This window comes from Leisingera coralii (genome assembly GCF_049056525.1).
In the GTDB taxonomy this organism is placed as follows: domain Bacteria; phylum Pseudomonadota; class Alphaproteobacteria; order Rhodobacterales; family Rhodobacteraceae; genus Leisingera; species Leisingera coralii.
In genome coordinates this window covers 35,480-54,973 of record NZ_JBHUPT010000023.1, presented here as the reverse complement: position 1 = coordinate 54,973, position 19,494 = coordinate 35,480, and the positions used below count along the sequence as shown (strand labels likewise).

The following is a 19,494-nucleotide window of genomic DNA, read 5'->3' as shown; positions in this document are numbered from 1 at the left end:
AGTTTTCCGGGCAGGCCCGCCCGGCAGGTCATTCGGACGGGTCAGTCCGGCAGGTCACTCGGACAGCGGGATCAGCACGTACCGGTCCTTGCGGCGGTCGCGCATCACCAGCACTTCGGTGCCCTGGGCCAGCTCCTCGCCCGCCTGAAAGGGCTCGGCGCGCAGGTAATGGGCATTGCCATAACCATCGGTGACCCGCACCTCGGCCGGCCTGCCTTGCGCAGCGGTGCCTTGGGTGATCACACCGCGGCGGCGGCCCAGGCTGCGCTCCGACAGCGCTTCGGTCTCGGTCTGCGGCAGCAGCCGGGCGAACACACCGCCAAAGCCGCGCGCAAACCACAGGCCAAAGGCCCCCGCCGGCAGGCCCGGCATCCAGGCAGGCGCGGCAAAGCCCAGATAGGACTTCAGCACCATCTGCAAGCCGATGCCGGACAGGCCAAAGCCCATCAGCAGAGCCGCCAGCCAGATCAGCGCCGGCATCCGTCCCAGCCCCAGCCAGGACGCCAGGCTGCCCGAAGCGTCCGCCGCCCCGGCACTGTCCGCGGTGTCCGCACCGTCCAGATCCGCCAGATCAACGTCGCCCAGATCGCCCAGGTCGGCGGCATCTGGGAAGCCGCCGATGTCTGCACCATCCGCCGCATCTAGCCCTGCGTCGCCATCACTGCCGATCAGGCTGCCGCCCAGCAGAAGCGCCAGCAGCTCCAGAACCGCCAGACCGCCCAGCAGGGCAAGCGCAAGGGAAAACGGCGCAAAGGCGCCATCAAGCAGAAAGTCAAACACCGATGAAATGCCTCATTATTGTATGCATTGGTATACAGTCGATATGGTAACGCCCTCGTGAACTTTCAAGGGTTTCAAATAGAGTTTCGCAACCATTGAGTGCGTCAGCCCCGATTGCAGATCAAGCGCGAACTGTGCCTGCGCCCCTTATTTCTGCCGAATTCCGCAGGCGGGGTTTCCGCCGCCCGCCGCATAGGCTAGACGGGCCTTTGACGCATTACCTGGATGGATGGCATGGCACGCATTCTGATCACTTCGGCGATCCCCTACATCAACGGGATCAAGCATCTGGGCAACCTGGTGGGCTCGCAGCTGCCTGCCGACCTTTACGCCCGGTTCCAGCGCGGACGCGGCAATGAGGTGATGTTCCTCTGCGCCACCGACGAGCACGGCACCCCGGCTGAGCTGGCCGCCGCCAAGGCGGACAAGCCGGTTGCGGAATACTGCGCCGAGATGCATGGCATCCAGTCGGAGATCGCCAAGGGCTTTGCCCTGTCGTTCGACCACTTCGGCCGCTCCTCCAGCCCGCAGAACCATGCGCTGACCCAGCATTTCGCAGGCAAGCTGGCCGAGGCCGGCCTGATCCGCGAAGTGACCGAGAAACAGGTCTATTCCAATGCCGACGGCCGCTTCCTGCCCGACCGTTATATCGAGGGCACCTGCCCCAACTGCGGCTATGAGCGCGCCCGCGGCGACCAGTGCGAGGAATGCACCAAGCAGCTGGACCCGACCGACCTGATCAACCCGCGCTCCGCCGTGTCCGGCTCCACCGATCTGGAAGTGCGCGAGACCAAGCACCTGTACCTGTGCCAGTCGCAGCTGAAGGACCAGCTGGACGCCTGGATCGACTCCAAGAAGGACTGGCCGGTCCTGACCACCTCGATCGCCAAGAAGTGGCTGCATGACGGCGACGGCCTGCAGGACCGCGGCATCACCCGCGACCTGGACTGGGGTGTGCCGGTTAAGAAAGGCGACGAGGACTGGCCGGGCATGGAAGGTAAGGTCTTCTACGTCTGGTTCGACGCGCCGATCGAATACATCGCCTGCGCCGCCGAATGGGCCGAGGCCAACGGCAAAACGGATGCTGATTGGCAGCGCTGGTGGCGCACCGACAAGGGCGCGGAGGACGTCAAATACGTCCAGTTCATGGGCAAGGACAACGTCCCCTTCCACACCCTGTCGTTCCCGGCCACCATCCTTGGCTCCGGCGAGCCGTGGAAGATGGTCGACCACCTGAAATCCTTTAACTACCTGAACTATGACGGCGGCCAGTTCTCCACCTCGCAGGGCCGCGGCGTGTTCATGGACCAGGCGCTGGAGATCCTGCCCGCCGATTACTGGCGCTGGTGGCTGTTGTCCCACGCGCCGGAAAGCAGCGATTCCGAATTCACCTGGGAGAACTTCCAGCAGTCGGTGAACAAGGACCTGGCGGACGTGCTGGGCAACTTTGTCAGCCGCATCACCAAGTTCTGCCGCTCCAAGTTCGGCGAGCAGGTTCCCGAGGGCGGCGAATACGGCGCGCAGGAAGCGGCGCTGATCGACGAGCTGACCACCCGCATCCGCGCCTATGAGGGCCACATGGAGGCGATGGAGGTCCGAAAGTCGGCGCAAGAGCTGCGGGCGATCTGGGTTGCCGGCAACGAATACCTGCAGTCCGCCGCCCCCTGGTCGGTGTTCAAGGAAGACCCCGAGCGCGCCGCCGCTCAGGTGCGTCTTGGCCTGAACCTGATCCGCCTTTATGCAGTGCTGTCCGCGCCCTTCATCCCGCACGCCACCGACACGCTGATGGCGGCGCTGAACTCTGACGACCGCAGCTGGCCCGAGGATGTGGCGGCAGCGCTCTCCGCCCTGCCCGCGGGCCACGGCTTCACCGTGCCGGAGGTGCTGTTCGCCAAGATCACCGACGAGCAGCGCGAAGACTGGCAGGCACGCTTCTCCGGCACCCGCAGCTGAGGCTGCCACAACTGAATTTGCAGAGGGCCGCCCACCGGGCGGCCCTTTCTGTTGGGCCCATCCCGTTGCGTTTGCACAAGAATTAATTCTTACTAAAAAACTCGGATTGACATACCTGAGCAATTAATTCAGGAATACGGCATTCCAGCCAGCCTGACTCGGATCAGGCGAGCCCGAGTGACGTGTCATCAACCGAGATCGCCCCCATGCCGAACGGAGACAGCCGCCCCCGCGGCCCTCAAGTCAAGGAGCTGGAACCGGAGGACATGCGCCACCTGTGGCCGCAGGTCTTTGCGTCGTCCGGCGCTCTGTCCGGCTTTTGTCTGGAATGGCTTCTGGACAGGGCGGAATTCAGCAATGGGCGAAAGTCATGAACCAGATTGCCTCCAAGCCGGTGCCCACCACCGCAACCACCGAAGTTTTCCCCACCTACCACGCCGAGGACCTGACCCGCGGCGGCGTGCAGGCCCGCATCCTGCTGAACGGCCAGATCTATTCGCTGCGCATCACCCGCGCAGGCAAGCTGATCCTGACCAAGTGAGCAGACGGCGATGAGCCCCGAGACCCCAACGCCCCGCGGCGGCGTCACCGTCGGCACTCTGTCCGATCTGCCGCCGCTTGAAGCCGGCGCGGTGATCTACCTGCGCCATTGGTTTTCCGGCGCTGAGACCCGCGAGCAGATGCGCCGCGACTTTGAGGTCAACTTCGGCCCGGAAATGGCCGAAGCCGCGTTCGAGGCCTTTGGCTATCTCTGCAACTTCTGCGCCGCCCACGGCCGCCGCCCGCTGGTGCGCCACGGCATGACCTGCAAGTGCCTCGGCGCGGATGAGAACTGTTTTGCCAACCTGCTGGCCTCCGCCGCCGAGGGGCAGCAGGACGACGCGCACATCCTCGCCTCGCTGATTGTCACCCCGCGCAAGGCGCAGGAGCTGACCCGGCTCGCCTCTGACTGCGGCCTGCTGCTGCAGCAGATCATGGGCGTTCAGCCGCCGCCGCAACCGGCACGGCCAGCCGCTGCCACCCTTCATTGAAGCCACAAAACCCAAGGACGCATATCATGAAATCCCTGTTTCTCGCAGGCACGGCTCTGGCCGGTCTGACCTTTGGCGCCTCCGCCGCGCTGGCCGCTGACAAATCCGCGGTGCTGACCAACTACGCCAACATCGCCGAGGCCAAGTATCAGGACAGCCTCGCCACCGCGCAGGTGCTGAAGGCCGCCGTGGACGCGCTGGTTGCACAGCCGTCGGCGGAAACCCTGGAAGCCGCCCGCGCCGCCTGGATCGCTGCCCGCGTTCCCTACCAGCAGTCCGAGGTGTTCCGTTTCGGCAACGCCATCGTCGACGACTGGGAAGGCAAGGTGAACGCCTGGCCGCTGGACGAGGGCCTGATCGACTATGTCGACGCCTCCTATGGCGGGCCGGCCGAGGAAAACACCCTAGCGGCGCTGAACGTGATCGCCACCCCCAGCTTCGAGCTGTCGGGCAAGGCGGTCGACGCCGCCAAAATCACCCCGGAACTGCTGGAGGGCGCCCTGCATGAGGCCGACGGTGTGGAAGCCAACGTCGCCACCGGCTACCACGCCATCGAATTCCTGCTCTGGGGCCAGGATCTGAAGGGCACGGAGCACGGCGCGGGCGACCGCCCCTGGACCGACTATGCGGCAGGCGACACCTGCACCGGCGGCAACTGCGAACGCCGCGGCGAATACCTGCAGGCCGCCACCGACCTGCTGATCTCCGACCTGGAGTGGATGGCTTCCCAATGGGGCGCCGAGGGCGAGGCCCGCACCGCCCTGCTGGCCGATGAAAACGCCGGCATCACCGCGATACTGACCGGCATGGGCTCACTGTCCTACGGCGAGCAGGCAGGGGAGCGGATGCGTCTGGGCCTGATGCTGAACGACCCGGAGGAAGAGCACGACTGCTTCTCCGACAACACCCACAACAGCCACTACTACGACGGGCTGGGCGTGCAGAACGTCTATCTGGGCGAATATGTCCGGGTGAACGGCGCGCTGGTCTCCGGTCCGTCGCTTTCGGATCTGGTGGCCGCCAAGGACGCGGATCTGGACGCCGAGATGCGCGGCAAGCTGTCGGACACTATGCTGGCGCTTGGCCGCATCAAGACCGCGGCTGAGGCTGGCTTCTCCTATGACCAGATGCTGGCCCAAGGCAACAAAGCCGGCGAAGCACTGGTGATGGGCGGCGTGAACGGGCTGATCGGCCAGACCCGCTCGATCGAGCGCATCGTGACCACGCTGGACCTGGACGGCGTTGCCATCGAAGGCTCCGACAGCCTCGACAACCCCTCTGCGGTCTTCAACTAAGTCCTCAGCCAAATAATCAGACGATCCGAAGAACCGGGGGAGCCAGCCAGCGGACTGCAGCGAGGCTCCCCCACTTCGAATAGCCCCTCCATGAAAATCAAAACGCCCGCAGCGCTGCCCCTCAGCGCCACGGCCTTGCTGTCCGCAAACCCTCCCCTGGCCCGGGATTTCTCTTTCGGCGTCCCGGGCCGCGCCGGCAAGGCCGGCACCAAAAGCACCGTGCCAGGTGTGAACCTGCCCATCCCGCTTAACGCCAGAGCTTTCCCTCGCCGAGGCCGGGCATCCCCTGAACAGCACCACACTCGGGGCCGCAGCTTGCGTCCCCTCTTTTTCAGGCGAGTTGCCGCCTCACGCTGCAATCCCAAGCATTTTACTCTGGTTAACCCTTGAAACCCCAGCAAATCTGTCAGATATATTTCCCAACGGAATCACTTGGCCTTTCGCGCCACCGGGCAAGGACGCAAGCAGCATGATCGTTTGCCACTGCACGAACATATCGGACTACGACATCCGCGCCGCCATCGACTGGATGCGAAATGCCGATCCGGAAACGATTATCACCCCTGGCAAGATCTATCACGCCCTGGGGAAAGCCGCTGACTGCGGCGGCTGCATGCCGCTTTTCCTCGACACGATGCGTTCCAGCAGTAAGCTGGAAGTACCTGCGCAGCTTACGAATTTACGCGCAGCATCAATTCGGGAGAAAAGTAATGAAGGGCAACGCCAAGGTTATCGACTATCTCAATAAAGCGCTGCGCCATGAGCTGACGGCAGTCAGCCAGTACTGGCTGCACTACCGGATGCAGGAAGATTGGGGCCTGGGCAGCATGGCCAAGAAAAGCCGCGAGGAATCCATCGAGGAGATGGAGCACGCGGATAAATTGATTGAAAGGATTTTGTTCCTCGGCGGCCACCCGAACCTGCAGAAACTCGACCCGCTGCGGATCGGACAGACCCCGAAAGAAACTCTCGAATGCGACCTTGCCGCCGAAGTGGATGCCCGTGAGCTCTACAAGGAAGCCCGCGACGCCTGCAACAAGGCGGGCGACTATGTTTCACAAAAGCTGTTTGAAGAGCTGATGGCGGACGAAGAAGGCCATATCGATTTCCTCGAAACGCAGCTTGAACTGCATGACCGGATCGGTGCCGAAAACTATGCCCAGCTCAACGCCACCAAGATGGCAGAGGTTGAAGACTAACATTGCCCTGGCTGCCGCGCTTGCGGCGGCCACTCCCCTTGCGGCGCTGGACCTGGCCAGCCGGTACCAGGCAGACCCGCACCTCTCCCCCCTTCCCCGCACGGATGCCGAACGCGCCCGGATCGGCGCCGTCACGGCCCCCGCCACGGATTTCTCCGCACCTGAACCATACGAGGACCTGCCCGCAGGTGCCGCCACGGTGCGCGCCCGGACAGATGACGAGGCGTTTTCCCAGCACTCCGCCAATCTCAGCTTCGAGCAGGAGCTGGAATTCAAGCTCGGCAACGGGCTGTTCAAGAAGATCTGGGTGTTTTCGCCTGCCTCCACCAAGGCGTCCGACGGGCTCGGCCCGCTCTACAACGCCCGCTCCTGCCAGCGCTGCCACCTGAAGGACGGCCGCGGCCATGTGCCGGAGCAGCCGGATTACAGTTCAACGACCATGTTCCTGCGCGTCTCTGTCCCCGGCCCGGTGCCGCCGGAGCTGCAGCAGGTCAGCGACTACATCGGCACCGCGCCCGACCCGAACTACGGCAGCCAGCTGCAGGATTTCTCCGCCCCCGGCATCGCCCCGGAATACAAGCTGCAGGTGGAGTACGAGGAATTCGAGATCGCCTTGAACGGCGGCGAGACCGCCACCCTGCGCCGCCCAAGCTACACCGCCGCAAACCTCGGTTACGGCCCGCTGGCCGGCGGCGCCATGCTCAGCCCCCGCGTTGCGCCGCCGATGATCGGCCTCGGGCTGCTGGAAGCGATCCCTGCCGCGGACATCCTCACCCACGCGGATGAGGAGGACGCCAACGGCGACGGCATTTCCGGCCGTGCCAATCTGGTTTGGTCGCCGGAGTTCAACCGCATCATGCTGGGCCGCTTCGGTCTCAAGGCCGGCGCCCCGACTGTCCACCAGCAGTCTGCCGGGGCCTTCTCCGGCGACATCGGCATCTCCACCCCGCTGTTCCCGGCCCATGCCGGTGAATGCACGGATCTCCAAACTGCCTGCCAAACCGCGCCGCATGGCGGAGATGATTCCCGTGAAACCGAGATCGACCAGCCCAACATGGATCTGGTCACCTTCTACAGCCGCAATCTGGGCGTGCCAGCCCGCCGGGGCACCGGCGATCCCCGGGTGCTGCGCGGCAAGCAGGTGTTCTATGACAGCGGCTGCACCGACTGCCATGTGCCGAAATACGTGACCCACCGGCTGCAGGACCGCCCGGAGCAGAGCTTCCAGCTGATCTGGCCCTATTCCGACCTGTTGCTGCACGACATGGGCGAAGGCCTCGCCGACCACCGCCCCGAGGCCCGCGCCACGGGCCGCGAATGGCGCACCGCGCCGTTGTGGGGGATCGGCCTCACCCAGCAGGTCTCGCCCCGCGCCACCTTCCTGCACGACGGCCGCGCCCGCACCCTGCTGGAGGCCATCCTGTGGCACGGCGGCGAAGCGGAGGCCGCCAAGGCCCGCGTCGTGAAGCTGCCGCCGCAGGACCGCGCCGCGCTGATTTCCTTCCTGGAGAGCCTCTGATGCGCGCCCTTGCCCTGATCTTTGCCGTTGCCGCCGCCCCCGCCGCGGCATCGGAGATGTCCGGCAGCATCACCGATCAGCTGATCCTCCCGGCGTTTGAGGACCTGGCGCAGGACAGCCAGTCCCTCGCCGAGGCGGCGCAGGCAGACTGTGAAGGGCAATCCGACCCCCTGCGCACGGCTTACGGGGAGGCCTTCGACGCCTGGATCGCCGCCAGCCATTACCGCTTTGGCCCGACTGAAACAGACAGCCGCGCCTTCGCGTTGGCCTTCTGGCCTGACAGCCGCGGCAAGACACCCAAGGCGCTTGGCAACCTGATCCGCAGCGAAGACCCCGGCGTCGCTGACCCCGCCAAATTCGCCAGCTACTCCATCGCTGCCCGCGGCTTCTACGCGCTGGAATACCTGCTCTATGACCCGCAGCTCTCCACCGCCGGCAGCGCAGACTACCGCTGCGCCCTGACCCGCGCCATCAGTGCAGACATCGCGGCCACCACCCAAGCCATCAGCGCCGATTGGAAGCAAAACTACGCCGCCGAACTGCGCGCGCCGGGCAGCCGCTATCAGAGCGAAGACGAGATCACCCAGGAACTGTTCAAGGCTCTGACCACCGGCCTGCAGGTGATGGACGACATGCGCCTGGGCCGTCCGCTGGGCACGTTTGACAAACCCCGCCCCAACCGCGCCGAGGCCCGCCGCTCCGGCCGCAGTCTGCGCCATGTGCTGGTGTCGCTGACCGCGCTGGAGCCGCTGGCAGTGGCGCTTGCGGGCGGCAATGAGGACCTGCAGGCCAAGATCACTGGGGGCTTTGCCAAGGCGCGTGCCAAGGCCGAGTCCCTCGACGATCCGGTGTTCGCCGGTGTGGCGGATCCCGCCAGCCGCTTCCGCATCGAGTCGCTGCGCCAGGAGATCAAGGACCTGCGCGCTCTGATAAGCGAAGACCTCGGCCCCGCCCTGGGCGTCGCGGCCGGCTTCAACGCGCTCGACGGCGACTAAGGGAAAGGGACACGGCATGACCTGCCGCCGCGGATTTCTGGCCGGGCTGCTGGCCACGGGCCTCGCTCCGCAAGCCACCTGGGCCAGCGCTGGCAGCCCAGCTTTCCTGTCGGCGGGCAAAGATGCTGGCGGCGGCTTCTTCCTCGCGGGCCTCACACGTGAAGGCAAAATCCTCTTCCGCCACCCGCTGCCCGGCCGCGGCCATGCTGCTGCCGCGCACCCGGTCCGGCCGGAGGCCGTTGCCTTTGCCCGGCGCCCGGGCCGCTTTGCCGATGTGATCGACTGCCGGACAGGCACCGCCATCGCGCGGCTGCAGCCGCCCGCAGGCCATCACTTCTATGGCCACGGCACCTTCTCTCCGGACGGCCGCCGCCTGTTCACCACCGAAAACGATTTCGAGAACGCCCGCGGCGTGATCGGCGTCTGGGACGCCACGAGCGGTTACAGCCGCATCAGCGCTTTCTCCTCCGGCGGCATCGGCCCGCACGATATGCTGCTGCGCCGGGACGCGCCGGGGCTGGTGGTGGCCAACGGCGGGATCGAAACCCACCCCGACAGCGGCCGCGCCAAGCTGAACCTGCCCGACATGCGCCCGAACCTCAGCTACTTGCGCTTTGACGGCACGCTGCAGGACCAGATGGAACTGCCGCAGGAACTGCATCTCAACTCGATCCGCCACCTCGCCATGCGCGCCGATGGCACGGTGGGGTTTGCGATGCAGTGGCAAGGGGACGCGGCAGAGCTGGTTCCAATCGTAGGCCTCCACAAACCGGGGAGCACCCCAAGGCTGATGGCGGAAGGCGACCCGCGGGTGCTGAACCTCAACGGCTACGGCGGCTCCATCGCGTTTTCCCCGGACGGTGCAATCGTGGGCGTCACCTCCCCGCGCGGCGGCGTGCTGCAGCTGATGGACACCGCCAGCGGCGACCTTGTGCAGGAATACCGGATGCCGGATGTCTGCGGCCTCGCCCTCGCGCCCGGCGGCTTCACCGCCAGCACCGGAACAGGCCGGTTCTTTGCAGTCACCGCCTCCGGCAAACAGCCGCTGCACCGGGCCGGCCTCGCCTGGGACAACCACCTGATCCCGCTCGCCTGAGCCTACCGCATCCACACCTGCAAAGGCGCGCCCGCAACGGCGCGCCTTTTTCGTGTTTACGCCCAACGAAATCAAAACGAAAACATACCGTGACTCTCCGCGCGCAATACGCTAGAGAATCGCAGCGAAAGGAAAGCAAATGGATGCCTCCAGCCGTCAGAACGAAATCATCGCCCTGCTGAACCAGCAGGACCGGGTCGAGGTCGAGGATCTCTCCCAGCGCTTTGGCGTCTCGTTGCAGACGGTACGGGCGGACCTGCGCGACCTTTCCGCCCGCGGCGCGCTGTCCCGCGTGCATGGCGGCGCGGTGCGGCTCAGCTCCGCGGCCAGCCAGGATTACGCCGACCGGCGCAAGCTGAACGCAAACGGCAAGCAGGTGATGGCGGCGGCCGCCGCTGAACTGATCCCCGACAATTGCTCCCTCACCCTCAACATCGGCACCTCCACCGAGCAGGTGGCCCGCGCCCTTTCGGGTCATCGCGGACTGACGGTGATTTCCAACAACATCAACATTATCAGCATGATGATGGGCGGCCAGGCCAAGGAACTGATCCTGGCCGGCGGCACCGTGCGGCAAAGCGACGGCGCCATCGTCGGCGAGGACGCGGTCGAATTCATCTCCCGCTACAAGGTGGATTTTGCGATCATCGGCGCCTCGGCGCTGGATGCCGACGGCGCGGTGATGGACCACGACGCCCGCGAGGTCTCCGTCGCCCGCGCCATCCTCAAGAACGCGCGGCAAAAGGTGCTGGTCTGCGACGGCAGCAAGTTCGACCGCTCCGCCCCGGTGCGGATCTGCAACATCGCCGATCTGGACGTGGTGATCACCGACCGCCCCGTGCCCGCAGAATTTGCTGAGGCCGCCCGTGCCGCCGGAACCCGCATCCTGACCGCAGGACAAAACGAAAGCAGCGAAAATGACTGACACCCCTGTAACGGACCTTTTCATCATCGGCGGCGGCATCAACGGCTGCGGCATCGCCCGCGACGCCGCCGGCCGCGGGTTGTCGGTGACACTGGCAGAGATGCACGACCTCGCCTCCGCCACCTCGTCGGCCTCGACCAAGCTGTTCCACGGCGGCCTGCGCTATCTGGAGTATTTCGAGTTCCGCCTGGTCCGCGAGGCCCTGATCGAGCGGGAGGTGCTGCTGAAAGCGATGCCGCATATCTCCTGGCCGATGCGCTTTGTGCTGCCGTTTCACAAGGACATGCGGTTTGACAGCGAGACGCCAACGTCCAAGCTGCTGACCGCCTTCATGCCCTGGATGAAGGGCCGCCGCCCGGCCTGGCTGATCCGGCTGGGGCTGTTCCTGTACGACAGCCTTGGCAAACGCGGCATCCTGCCCGGCACCGCCAAGCTGGACCTGACAAGCGACCCGGCGGGCCGCCCGCTGAAAGACAAATTCAGAACGGCGTTCGAATACTCCGACTGCTGGATCGAGGACGCCCGCCTGGTAATGCTGAACGCCCGCGACGCGATGGCCCGCGGTGCCAGTATCCTGACCCGGACAGAAGTGCTGTCCGCAGAACGCAAGGCCGACCACTGGGTGATCCGCACCAGGGACCACGCCACCGGCGAGGAACAGGCGCACCGCGCCAAGATGCTGGTCAACGCGGGCGGGCCGTGGGTTGCCGACGTGCTGCATCAGAAGCTGGGCCAGAACAGCCGCGAGAACGTCCGCCTGGTGCGCGGCAGCCATATCGTGGTGCCGAAACTGTTCGACCACGGCCGCTGCTATTTCTTCCAGGGCACCGACGGGCGGATCATCTTTGCCATTCCTTATGAGCAGGACTTCACCCTGATCGGCACCACCGACGCCGACCACCCGGACCCGGACACCGCACCGGTCTGCACCGAAGCCGAGCAGGACTATCTGGTGGCCTTTGCATCGGAATACTTCGAAAAGCCGGTGACGCGCGAGGATATCGTCTGGACCTACTCCGGCGTGCGTCCGCTCTATGACGACGGCGCCAGCTCCGCCACCGCGGCCACCCGCGAATACGTGCTGACGCTGGATCAGGCCCAGGCGCCGCTGCTCAATGTCTTTGGCGGCAAGATCACCACCTACCGCAAGCTGGCCGAGGCGGCGCTGGCAAAGATCGGAGAGGTGTTCCCGCAGCTGCCCGCCGGCTGGACCGCAGGCGTGGCCCTGCCCGGCGGCGATTTCCCGGTGGAGGATGTGGCAAAGCTGACGTCCAAGCTGGCCGCGGACTATCGGTTCCTGACTCCCTATTGGGCGGGCCGGATGATCCGCGCCTACGGCACCGAGGCCTGGGAGGTGCTGGGAGACGCCAAAACCGCAGGCGATCTGGGCCAGGACTTTGGCGCCACCATCACCGCGCAAGAGCTCGACTGGGCGATTGCCCGCGAATGGGTGCGCGCAGGCGACGATTACCTGTGGCGGCGCACCAAGCTGGGCCTGCGGCTGGATGAGACCCAGCGCGCAGCGGTGGATACCTACATCCAAGGCAAGGCTGCACAGCTCGCCGCATAAAAGTGTTTTGCCCGGCGGCACCGCCGGGCTGCGCCTGCCTGCCCCCCCGGCAGGCGCATTCGCGCCTACCCAGGCAGGCTACGCCCTCAGCTTAAAACTCGACGCCCTTCTGCGCTTTCACCCCGGCGCGGAACGGGTGCTTGATCTGGCCCATCTCGGTCACCAGATCGGCGATCTCGATCAGCTCTTCCTTGGCATTGCGCCCTGTCAGCACCACATGCGTCATCGGCGGCTTGTGCTCCACCAGGAACTCCAGCACCTCCTCCAGGTCCAGGTACTCATAGCGCAGCGCGATGTTGATCTCGTCGAGCAGCACCATGGTGTTGCGCTCGTCCAGGATCATCTCCTTGGCCTTCTCCCAGCCCTTCTGCGCCGCGGCAATGTCGCGGGCCTTGTCCTGTGTCTCCCAGGTAAAGCCCTCGCCCATCGCATAGAACTGGCAGAGATCGCTGAAGTTCTCCTCAATCAGCGTCCGCTCGCCGGTCTGCCAGGCGCCCTTGATGAACTGCACCACGGCGCAGGGCATCTTGTGGGCGATGCAGCGCATGATCATGCCGAAGCCCGACGAGGATTTGCCCTTGCCCGGCCCGGTGTGGACGATGATCAGGCCCTTCTCGCCCTCCTTGGTCTTCATCATCCTGTCGCGCGCGGCCTTCTTCTTGGCCATCTTGGAGGCATGACGGGCGGCTTCTTCCTCTGAGATGCCGGTTTCAGACTTTTCGCTCATGGGGGCTCTCCAGCTGTTTGACCCCATGTCTTGACAAAGAAGGGCGCGATAGCGCAAGGGGGTTTCGCTGGTTCCTGCGAAAGCAGGCGAAGAGGGAATGTGAAGGCCGCCAATTTTCGTTGGAGACCCGAAGCACAGCCGCCCCCGCGACCGTGACCGGATGAGGCCGCCATGCCACTGGGAAAACCCCGGGAAGGCAGGATGGCCGGCAAGGCAAACGCCTTGGCATCCGCAAGCCGGGAGACCTGCCAGCGACGACGAGATCAACGGGCAGACGGGGTGTTCTGCAACCGGGTGAGGGGCTGGTTCGAGGCGGCCCCTTTCTGGCCATCCCGCACGCCCTGCCGCGACAGGAGACGCGCCGATGGCTGACGATATGGCAGGCAAAGCTGCCAGCACCCCGGGAGCGGTCACGCTGACCGTTTGCCTCACCTGCCGCCGCGAGGGCGCCGACCCGGAGGCCGCCCGCCCCGGCGCCATCCTGCACGCCGCATTGGAAGAGGCCGGAATGCCCGAAGGCGTGCGTCTGCGCGGTGTCGAATGCCTGTCCTCCTGCAAGCGCGGCTGCGCCGTTGCGCTGGTCGGCGGCGAGGAGCGCTGGACCTATGTCTACGGCGACCTCGACCCGGACCAGCATGTCCCCGAAATCCTGGAAGGCGCCGCGGCTTACGCCGCCACCGCCGACGGCGTGGTGCCCTGGCGCGAACGCCCGCAAACCTTCCGCAAGCAATCCGTTGCCCGCATCCCGCCGGCCAAGTTCTTCTCCGAGGAGTAAACATGAGCGACCTCAACAAGATCCCCGTCACTGTAATCACCGGCTTCCTGGGCGCAGGGAAAACCACCCTGATCCGCCACCTGATGCAGAACCCGCAGGGCAAGCGCCTGGCCGTGGTGGTGAACGAGTTCGGCACCGCCGGCGTCGACGGCGACATCCTGAAGTCCTGCGCGGATGAAAACTGCCCGGCGGAGAACATCATGGAGCTGGCCAACGGCTGCATCTGCTGCACCGTTGCGGATGACTTCATCCCCACCATCGAGCAGCTGATGAACCTGCCGGAAAAACCCGATCACATCGTGATCGAAACCTCCGGCCTGGCCCTGCCCAAGCCGCTGCTCAAGGCCTTCGACTGGCCCGCGATCCGCTCCCGCATCACCGTTGACGGCGTGATTGCGCTGGCCGATGCCGAAGCCGTCGCCAAGGGCCAGTTCGCCCCTGACCTGGACGCCGTGCAGGCCCAGCGCGAAGCGGATGAGAGCCTCGACCACGAGACCCCGCTGTCCGAAGTGTTCGAGGATCAGATCTCCTGCGCCGACATCGTGCTTCTGTCCAAGGCCGACCTGGCCGGCGACGCAGGCGTCGAGAAGGCCCGCGCGGTGATCGAGGCCGAGGCGCCGCGCAAGCTGCCGATCCTGCCGATGAGCGAAGGCGTCATCGACCCGCGCATCATCCTGGGCCTGGGCGCCGCTGCCGAGGACGATCTGGAGGCCCGCCCCAGCCATCACGACGGCCACCACGACCACGAGCATGACGATTTTGAAAGCATCGTTGTCGAAATGGGCGAAGTCTCCGACCCGGAAGCGCTGCAGAATGCCATCGTGAAACTCGCCCGCGAGCGCAACATCCTGCGCGTCAAAGGCTATGTCGCGGTGGAGGGGAAACCGATGCGGATGCTGGTTCAGGCCGTGGGCGAGCGCCTGCGCGCCCAATACGATCAGCCCTGGGGCGCGCAGCCGCGCAAGACCGCCCTGGTGGTCATTGCCGAGCATGACGACATCGACGAACAGGCCATCCGCGCCGAGCTGGGGGCCTGAAGCTGATGCCGGTCTGGCGCATCAATTCAGATGACAGTGCCCGGCCGCAGGCCGGGCTGCGCCCGACCCTCCCGTCAAACCAAAGGTTTGCCTCCGGCAAAATGGGAGGGCGCATTCGCACCCTCCCAGGCTCGGGCGCAGCCCTCAGAGCGCCCATTGCTTACCAGAATACAAAGGCCTGACCCATGCACGTCGTCTTCCGCGAAAGCCACGGCCTTGAAGAGACCGATACCCCGCAGGACCTCGGGCAGACGCCCGCGGACCTTGTGGTGCTGTCCTTCTCCGACAGCGATCTCGGCGCCTTTGCAGCAGGCTGGCACCGGGCAGACGGCAAGCTGCCCTCCCTGCGCCTCGCCAACCTGGTGGCGCTCAAGCACCCGCTGTCGGTCGATGTCTACGCGGAACAGACGCTGGAGGGCGCCAAGGGCGTCCTGGTCCGCCTGATCGGCGGCGAAAGCTACTGGTCGTACGGCCTGGCCACCCTGCAGGACCTCGCCCGGCGCAAGGGGATCGCGCTTGCCATCCTGCCCGCCGACGGGCGCGAGGACGCGCGGCTGGATGAGCTCTCGACCCTGCCCGTCTCCACCCTGCGCCGCCTGCAATCCCTGTGCGACGCCGGCGGTGCGGTGGCGGCCCAGGCCGCCCTCGCCCAGCTGTCGCTCGCCGCTGGTCTCTACGCAGGACCCGTGATCGGCCTCAAAACCACTCCCGAACACGGCTTCTATGACCCGGCCAAGGGCGTTCTGGCCGACCTGCCGCCGCAGGATAAACCGCTGGTGCTGGTGAGCTTCTACCGCTCCTACCTCACCGCTGCCGACACCGCCCCGGTCGATGCGCTGATCGAAGAGCTGCGCGCCCGCGGCTACGCGGCCTATGGCGCCTTTGCCGCCAGCCTCAAGTCCCCCGCCGCCGCAGGCTGGCTGCGCGAAAAGCTGCCCGGGCTGAACCCTGCCGCGATCATCAACGCCACCGCCTTTTCCGCTCAAGGAACAGACGGCAGCGCCTCGCCGCTCTCCGTCACCGGCTGCCCGGTGTTCCAGGTCGCCCTCTCCACCGCCCGCAAGAAAGACTGGCGTGAGGCCGACCGCGGGCTGTCGCCCGCCGACCTCGCCATGCACGTCGTCCTGCCCGAGGTTGACGGCCGCATTTTCGCAGGCGTCGTCAGCTTCAAATCGCCGGGCAAGAAAGACCCGGACCTGCAGTACTCCCGCTTCGCCCACCGCGCCGACGCGGACCGCATCAAGGCTGCCGTGGACCGCGTCGAGGGCTGGCTGCGCCTCGCCAAGCTGCCGAATGCCGAGAAACGCCTCGCCCTGATCCTCTCCACCTATCCCGGCCGCGACCACAACCTCGCCCATGCCGTCGGCCTCGACGCGCTTGCTTCCTGCGACGAAATCCTGCGCGAACTCTCCGCCCAGGGCTACGCCGTCGAAGCGCTCGAAAACACCGGCCTGCGGCTGATGGAAGAGACCCTGAGCGTCCCGCTGGAGGACTACCGCCAGGCCCTCGCCACCCTGCCGCAAGACTTGCAGGACACCCTGGCCGAGGCCTGGGGAACCCCGGAAGAAGACGCAGACTGCCGCGACGGCGCCTTTCATTTCAAGGCCTTGCGTGCTGGCAACGCCCTGGTCGCGCTGCAGCCCGAACGCGGCGAGGTGAAAACCCGCGTCGATGACTACCACGACCTCGACCGCACCCCGCGCCACGCCTATGTGGCCTTTTACCTGTGGCTGCGCGGCCAAACCGACGCCCTCGTCCACATCGGCGCCCACGGCACGCTGGAGTGGCTGCCGGGCAAGGCCGTGGCGCTCTCCGGCGCCTGCTGGCCCGAAGTGCTGACCGGTCCGCTGCCGGTCGCCTACCCCTTCATCGTCAACGACCCAGGCGAGGCCGCCCAGGCCAAGCGCCGCATCGGTGCCGTCACCATCGGCCACCTGCCCCCTCCGCTGGCGCAGACAAACCTGCCCGAGGGCATGGCGCGGCTCGAAAGCCTGCTGGATGAATACTCCACCGCCGACGGCCTTGATCCCGCCCGCCGCGACCGGCTGATCGGCGACATCCGCGCTGAGGCGCAGGGAACCGGTGTGGAGGCCGACCTTGGCCTGACGCCGGACACCTCCCCCGCCGAGGCAATCACCCGCATCGACGCCTTTGTCTGCGACATCAAGGAAAGCCAGTACGGCGAGGGCCTGCACATCTTCGGCACCGGCCAATGCGGGGCGGAGGAACGCGCCGGGCTGATCGCCGCGCTGGACGGGAAAATCGTCACTCCCGGCCCCTCCGGCTCGCCGTTCCGCGGCCGCGCCGATGTGATCCCGACGGGCCGCAATCTCTTTACCACCGATCCACGGGCGGTGCCGTCGCGGGCGGCGCATGAGCAAGGGGTCAAGCTGGCGGAAGAGCTGCTGCGCCGCCACCTTCAGGACCACGGCGACTGGCCCAAGGGCCTGGTAATCGACCTCTGGGGCTCCGCCACCATGCGCACCGCGGGTGAGGAGTTTGCCATGGCGCTGCACCTCGCAGGGCTGGCGCCCAAATGGGACGAAGGCTCCGAGCGTGTCTCCGGGTTTGAGGTGCTGCCGCTGTCGATGCTGAACCGCCCGCGCATCGATGTGACCCTGCGCGTCTCCGGCCTGTTCCGCGACGTCTTCCCCGGCCTTGCCCAGATGTTCGAGACCGCCGCCGCCGCACTGGCGGGCCGCGAGGAATCCCAGGCCGACAACCCCTATCTCACCGAGACCCCGCGCGTTTTCGGCCCCAAGCCGGGCCAGTACGGCCTCTCGATGAACCCGCATCTGGACAACTACACGGACGCGGCGCGGCAGGCGGCGGGCGAGGCCTGGCTCAACGCCTCCTCCCACGCAATCGACGCCAAGGGCGCGATCACCGACGCCCGCGAGGCGCTGGAAACCCGCCTGCAGGGCGCCGACAGCTTCGTGCATCTGCAGGACCTGCCGGAAACCGACCTGCTGATCGCTTCCGACTATGCCGCGCATGAGGCCGGCTTTGCCGCCGCCATGGCCCGCATCGGCCAGACGGCGCCGGCGCTCTACCACCTCGACGCCACCCGCCCCGACAAACCGCAGGCGCGCTCTCTGGGCGAGGAAATCGCCCGCGTCACCCGCGCCCGCGCCGCCAACCCGGACTGGGCCACCTCGATGATGAACCACGGCTTCCGCGGCGCGGCGGAGATTGCCGCCACCCTCGACCACATGGCCGCCTTCGCGCATCTGGCGCAGGTGGTGCAGCCGCACCTCTTCGACCTCTACTTCGAGGCCACCCTGGGCCGCGATGACCTGGTGGCGTTCATGGAGCGCGAAAACCCCGAGGCGCTCGCCGCCATGCGCGACCGCTTCCGGGCGCTGTTCGATGCCGGCCTCTGGAGCACCCGCCGCAACTCGATCATGGCTGAGCTGGAGGGCGCGGCATGAGCGGCACCCCTGAACCCAAGGTCTACGGCTGGTGCCCCGGCGCGCTGCGCCCGATGATGTCCGGCGACGGGCTGGTGGTGCGCGTGCGCGCACCGCTGGGTAAACTGTCGGTTACCCAGGCGCGCGGTGTGGCAAGACTTTCGCAGGACTTCGGCAACGGCCTGCTGGATATCTCCGCTCGCGCCAACCTGCAGATGCGCGGCATCCGCGAAGAGGCGCATGGAGAGCTGATCGAAGCCTTGCGCGATCTCGGCCTGATCGACAAGGACGCCAGCGCCGAAGCCCGCCGCAATGTCCTGCTCGCCCCGTTCTGGGCCGAGGGCGACGATACCCACGCCATAGCCATGGACCTGAGCGCCGCTCTGACCGCGGCGACTGACCTCCCCTTGCCCGGGAAGTTCGGCTTTGCCGTCGACTGCGGCGCGGAACCCGTGCTGCAAGACATTGCCGCCGATATCCGCGTCGAGCGCACAAACGATGGTCTGATCCTGCGCGCAGACGGTGCAGAAACCGGCCTGCCCGTCACACGTGAATCCGCCGTTCCCGAAGCCCTGGCCCTGGCGCGCTGGTTCCTCGACCAGGGCGGCGCGCCCGAAGGGCGCGGCAGGATGCACCGTCTCATCGCGCGCCGCGGGCCGCCGCCGGCGAACACGGCACCGATGGCAAAGGCGGGCTTCACCGCAAAACCAGGCACTGTCCCCGCGGGGACACTCGCCGCTTTGGAATTCGGCCAGATGCCCGCCGCCACGCTGGCAAAGCTGGCAGACCACGGGCCGATCCGCCTCACCCCCTGGCGGATGCTGCTGGTCGAAGGTGCCGCCGCTCTCCCGCCCCTGCCCGGCCTGATCCTGGATGCAACGGATCCGCGCCTGCAAGTGGTCGCGTGCACCGGCGCGCCCGGCTGCCTGCAGGCGCTTTCCTCCACCCGCGATCTGGCGCGGGACTTGGCGGCCCACGTCCCCGCAGGGACAAAGCTGCATGTTTCCGGCTGCGCCAAGGGCTGCGCCTGCCCGGGCCCCGCGCCGCTCACCCTGACCGCCACCGGCAATGATGAATTCTCCCTGATCCGCAATGGCACTGCCGCGGATCAGCCGCTAAAGACCCACCTGAGCGGCGGCGCGTTGCGCGCCGCTCCCGAACTTCTGACAGAGGGCAGCTGAC

The 19,494-nt window shown here is 66.5% G+C and carries 17 protein-coding genes and 1 riboswitch; of the genes, 15 read left to right on the top strand and 2 right to left on the bottom strand.

What is annotated here, in order from left to right; translation table 11 throughout:
- Positions 1 to 54: 54 nt before the first annotated feature.
- The gene (locus tag ACFMBG_RS09475; RefSeq protein ID WP_421054455.1) at positions 55 to 780 is read right to left on the bottom strand and encodes an OB-fold-containig protein; all 726 of its coding nucleotides are present in this window, start codon (positions 778 to 780) and stop codon (positions 55 to 57) included.
- 234 nt (positions 781 to 1,014) lie between these two features.
- On the opposite strand from ACFMBG_RS09475, the gene metG reads away from it, so the two are divergent.
- The 11 genes from metG to glpD all read left to right on the top strand — a co-directional run bounded on the left by metG (position 1,015) and on the right by glpD (position 12,363).
- Positions 1,015 to 2,733 carry a methionine--tRNA ligase gene (gene metG / locus ACFMBG_RS09470; protein ID WP_421054454.1) on the top strand — a complete coding sequence of 573 codons (1,719 nt, stop codon included), beginning with the start codon at positions 1,015 to 1,017 and terminating at the stop codon, positions 2,731 to 2,733.
- Positions 2,734 to 3,103: 370 nt separating this feature from the next.
- A complete protein-coding gene (hemP, locus tag ACFMBG_RS09465; protein WP_008554566.1) occupies positions 3,104 to 3,274 on the top strand; it encodes a hemin uptake protein HemP in 171 nt (56 codons plus the stop codon).
- A gap of 10 nt (positions 3,275 to 3,284) precedes the next feature.
- Positions 3,285 to 3,764, top strand: coding sequence for a hypothetical protein (locus ACFMBG_RS09460; RefSeq protein WP_421054453.1), 480 nt, complete (start codon positions 3,285 to 3,287; stop codon positions 3,762 to 3,764).
- 26 nt (positions 3,765 to 3,790) lie between these two features.
- A complete protein-coding gene (locus tag ACFMBG_RS09455; protein ID WP_421054452.1) occupies positions 3,791 to 5,059 on the top strand; it encodes an imelysin family protein in 1,269 nt (422 codons plus the stop codon).
- A gap of 469 nt (positions 5,060 to 5,528) precedes the next feature.
- Complete coding sequence (locus ACFMBG_RS09450) at positions 5,529 to 5,807, top strand: (2Fe-2S)-binding protein (protein ID WP_421054451.1); 279 nt, start codon at positions 5,529 to 5,531, stop codon at positions 5,805 to 5,807.
- Positions 5,770 to 6,258: a bacterioferritin gene (bfr, locus tag ACFMBG_RS09445; protein WP_421054450.1), complete on the top strand. Its 489-nt coding sequence runs from the start codon at positions 5,770 to 5,772 to the stop codon at positions 6,256 to 6,258. The genes ACFMBG_RS09450 and bfr overlap by 38 nt, the downstream gene beginning before the upstream one ends.
- Positions 6,215 to 7,777 (top strand): di-heme oxidoreductase family protein, encoded by a 1,563-nt coding sequence (locus tag ACFMBG_RS09440; RefSeq protein ID WP_421054449.1) that lies wholly within the window; start codon positions 6,215 to 6,217, stop codon positions 7,775 to 7,777. Before bfr ends, ACFMBG_RS09440 begins: the two co-directional genes overlap by 44 nt.
- A complete protein-coding gene (locus tag ACFMBG_RS09435) occupies positions 7,777 to 8,772 on the top strand; it encodes an imelysin family protein (RefSeq protein WP_421054448.1) in 996 nt (331 codons plus the stop codon). The genes ACFMBG_RS09440 and ACFMBG_RS09435 overlap by 1 nt, the downstream gene beginning before the upstream one ends.
- A gap of 16 nt (positions 8,773 to 8,788) precedes the next feature.
- Entirely contained in the window at positions 8,789 to 9,868 is a 1,080-nt protein-coding gene (locus ACFMBG_RS09430) for a DUF1513 domain-containing protein (protein ID WP_421054447.1), read from the top strand.
- A gap of 139 nt (positions 9,869 to 10,007) precedes the next feature.
- Positions 10,008 to 10,793 carry a DeoR/GlpR family DNA-binding transcription regulator gene (locus ACFMBG_RS09425; protein ID WP_421054446.1) on the top strand — a complete coding sequence of 262 codons (786 nt, stop codon included), beginning with the start codon at positions 10,008 to 10,010 and terminating at the stop codon, positions 10,791 to 10,793.
- Entirely contained in the window at positions 10,786 to 12,363 is a 1,578-nt protein-coding gene (gene glpD, locus ACFMBG_RS09420) for a glycerol-3-phosphate dehydrogenase (RefSeq protein ID WP_421054445.1), read from the top strand. Before ACFMBG_RS09425 ends, glpD begins: the two co-directional genes overlap by 8 nt.
- A gap of 91 nt (positions 12,364 to 12,454) precedes the next feature.
- Here the strand turns inward: glpD and cobO are convergent, their stop codons facing one another.
- Complete coding sequence (cobO, locus tag ACFMBG_RS09415; RefSeq protein ID WP_421054444.1) at positions 12,455 to 13,090, bottom strand: cob(I)yrinic acid a,c-diamide adenosyltransferase; 636 nt, start codon at positions 13,088 to 13,090, stop codon at positions 12,455 to 12,457.
- A gap of 51 nt (positions 13,091 to 13,141) precedes the next feature.
- A riboswitch (cobalamin riboswitch) is annotated at positions 13,142 to 13,357 on the top strand.
- Positions 13,358 to 13,454: 97 nt separating this feature from the next.
- On the opposite strand from cobO, the gene ACFMBG_RS09410 reads away from it, so the two are divergent.
- From ACFMBG_RS09410 to cobG, 4 genes are all read left to right on the top strand, one after another.
- Positions 13,455 to 13,865, top strand: a complete 411-nt coding sequence (locus ACFMBG_RS09410) for a DUF1636 family protein (protein ID WP_421054443.1) — start codon at positions 13,455 to 13,457, stop codon at positions 13,863 to 13,865.
- A 2-nt stretch (positions 13,866 to 13,867) separates the two neighbouring features.
- Positions 13,868 to 14,902, top strand: a complete 1,035-nt coding sequence (cobW, locus tag ACFMBG_RS09405) for a cobalamin biosynthesis protein CobW (RefSeq protein ID WP_421054442.1) — start codon at positions 13,868 to 13,870, stop codon at positions 14,900 to 14,902.
- A 185-nt stretch (positions 14,903 to 15,087) separates the two neighbouring features.
- Positions 15,088 to 18,333 carry a cobaltochelatase subunit CobN gene (gene cobN / locus ACFMBG_RS09400; RefSeq protein ID WP_421054441.1) on the top strand — a complete coding sequence of 1,082 codons (3,246 nt, stop codon included), beginning with the start codon at positions 15,088 to 15,090 and terminating at the stop codon, positions 18,331 to 18,333.
- On the top strand, positions 18,330 to 19,493 hold the full coding sequence (cobG, locus tag ACFMBG_RS09395; protein ID WP_421054440.1) for a precorrin-3B synthase: 1,164 nt from the start codon (positions 18,330 to 18,332) through the stop codon (positions 19,491 to 19,493). Before cobN ends, cobG begins: the two co-directional genes overlap by 4 nt.
- The last annotated feature ends 1 nt before the right edge of the window (position 19,494 follow it).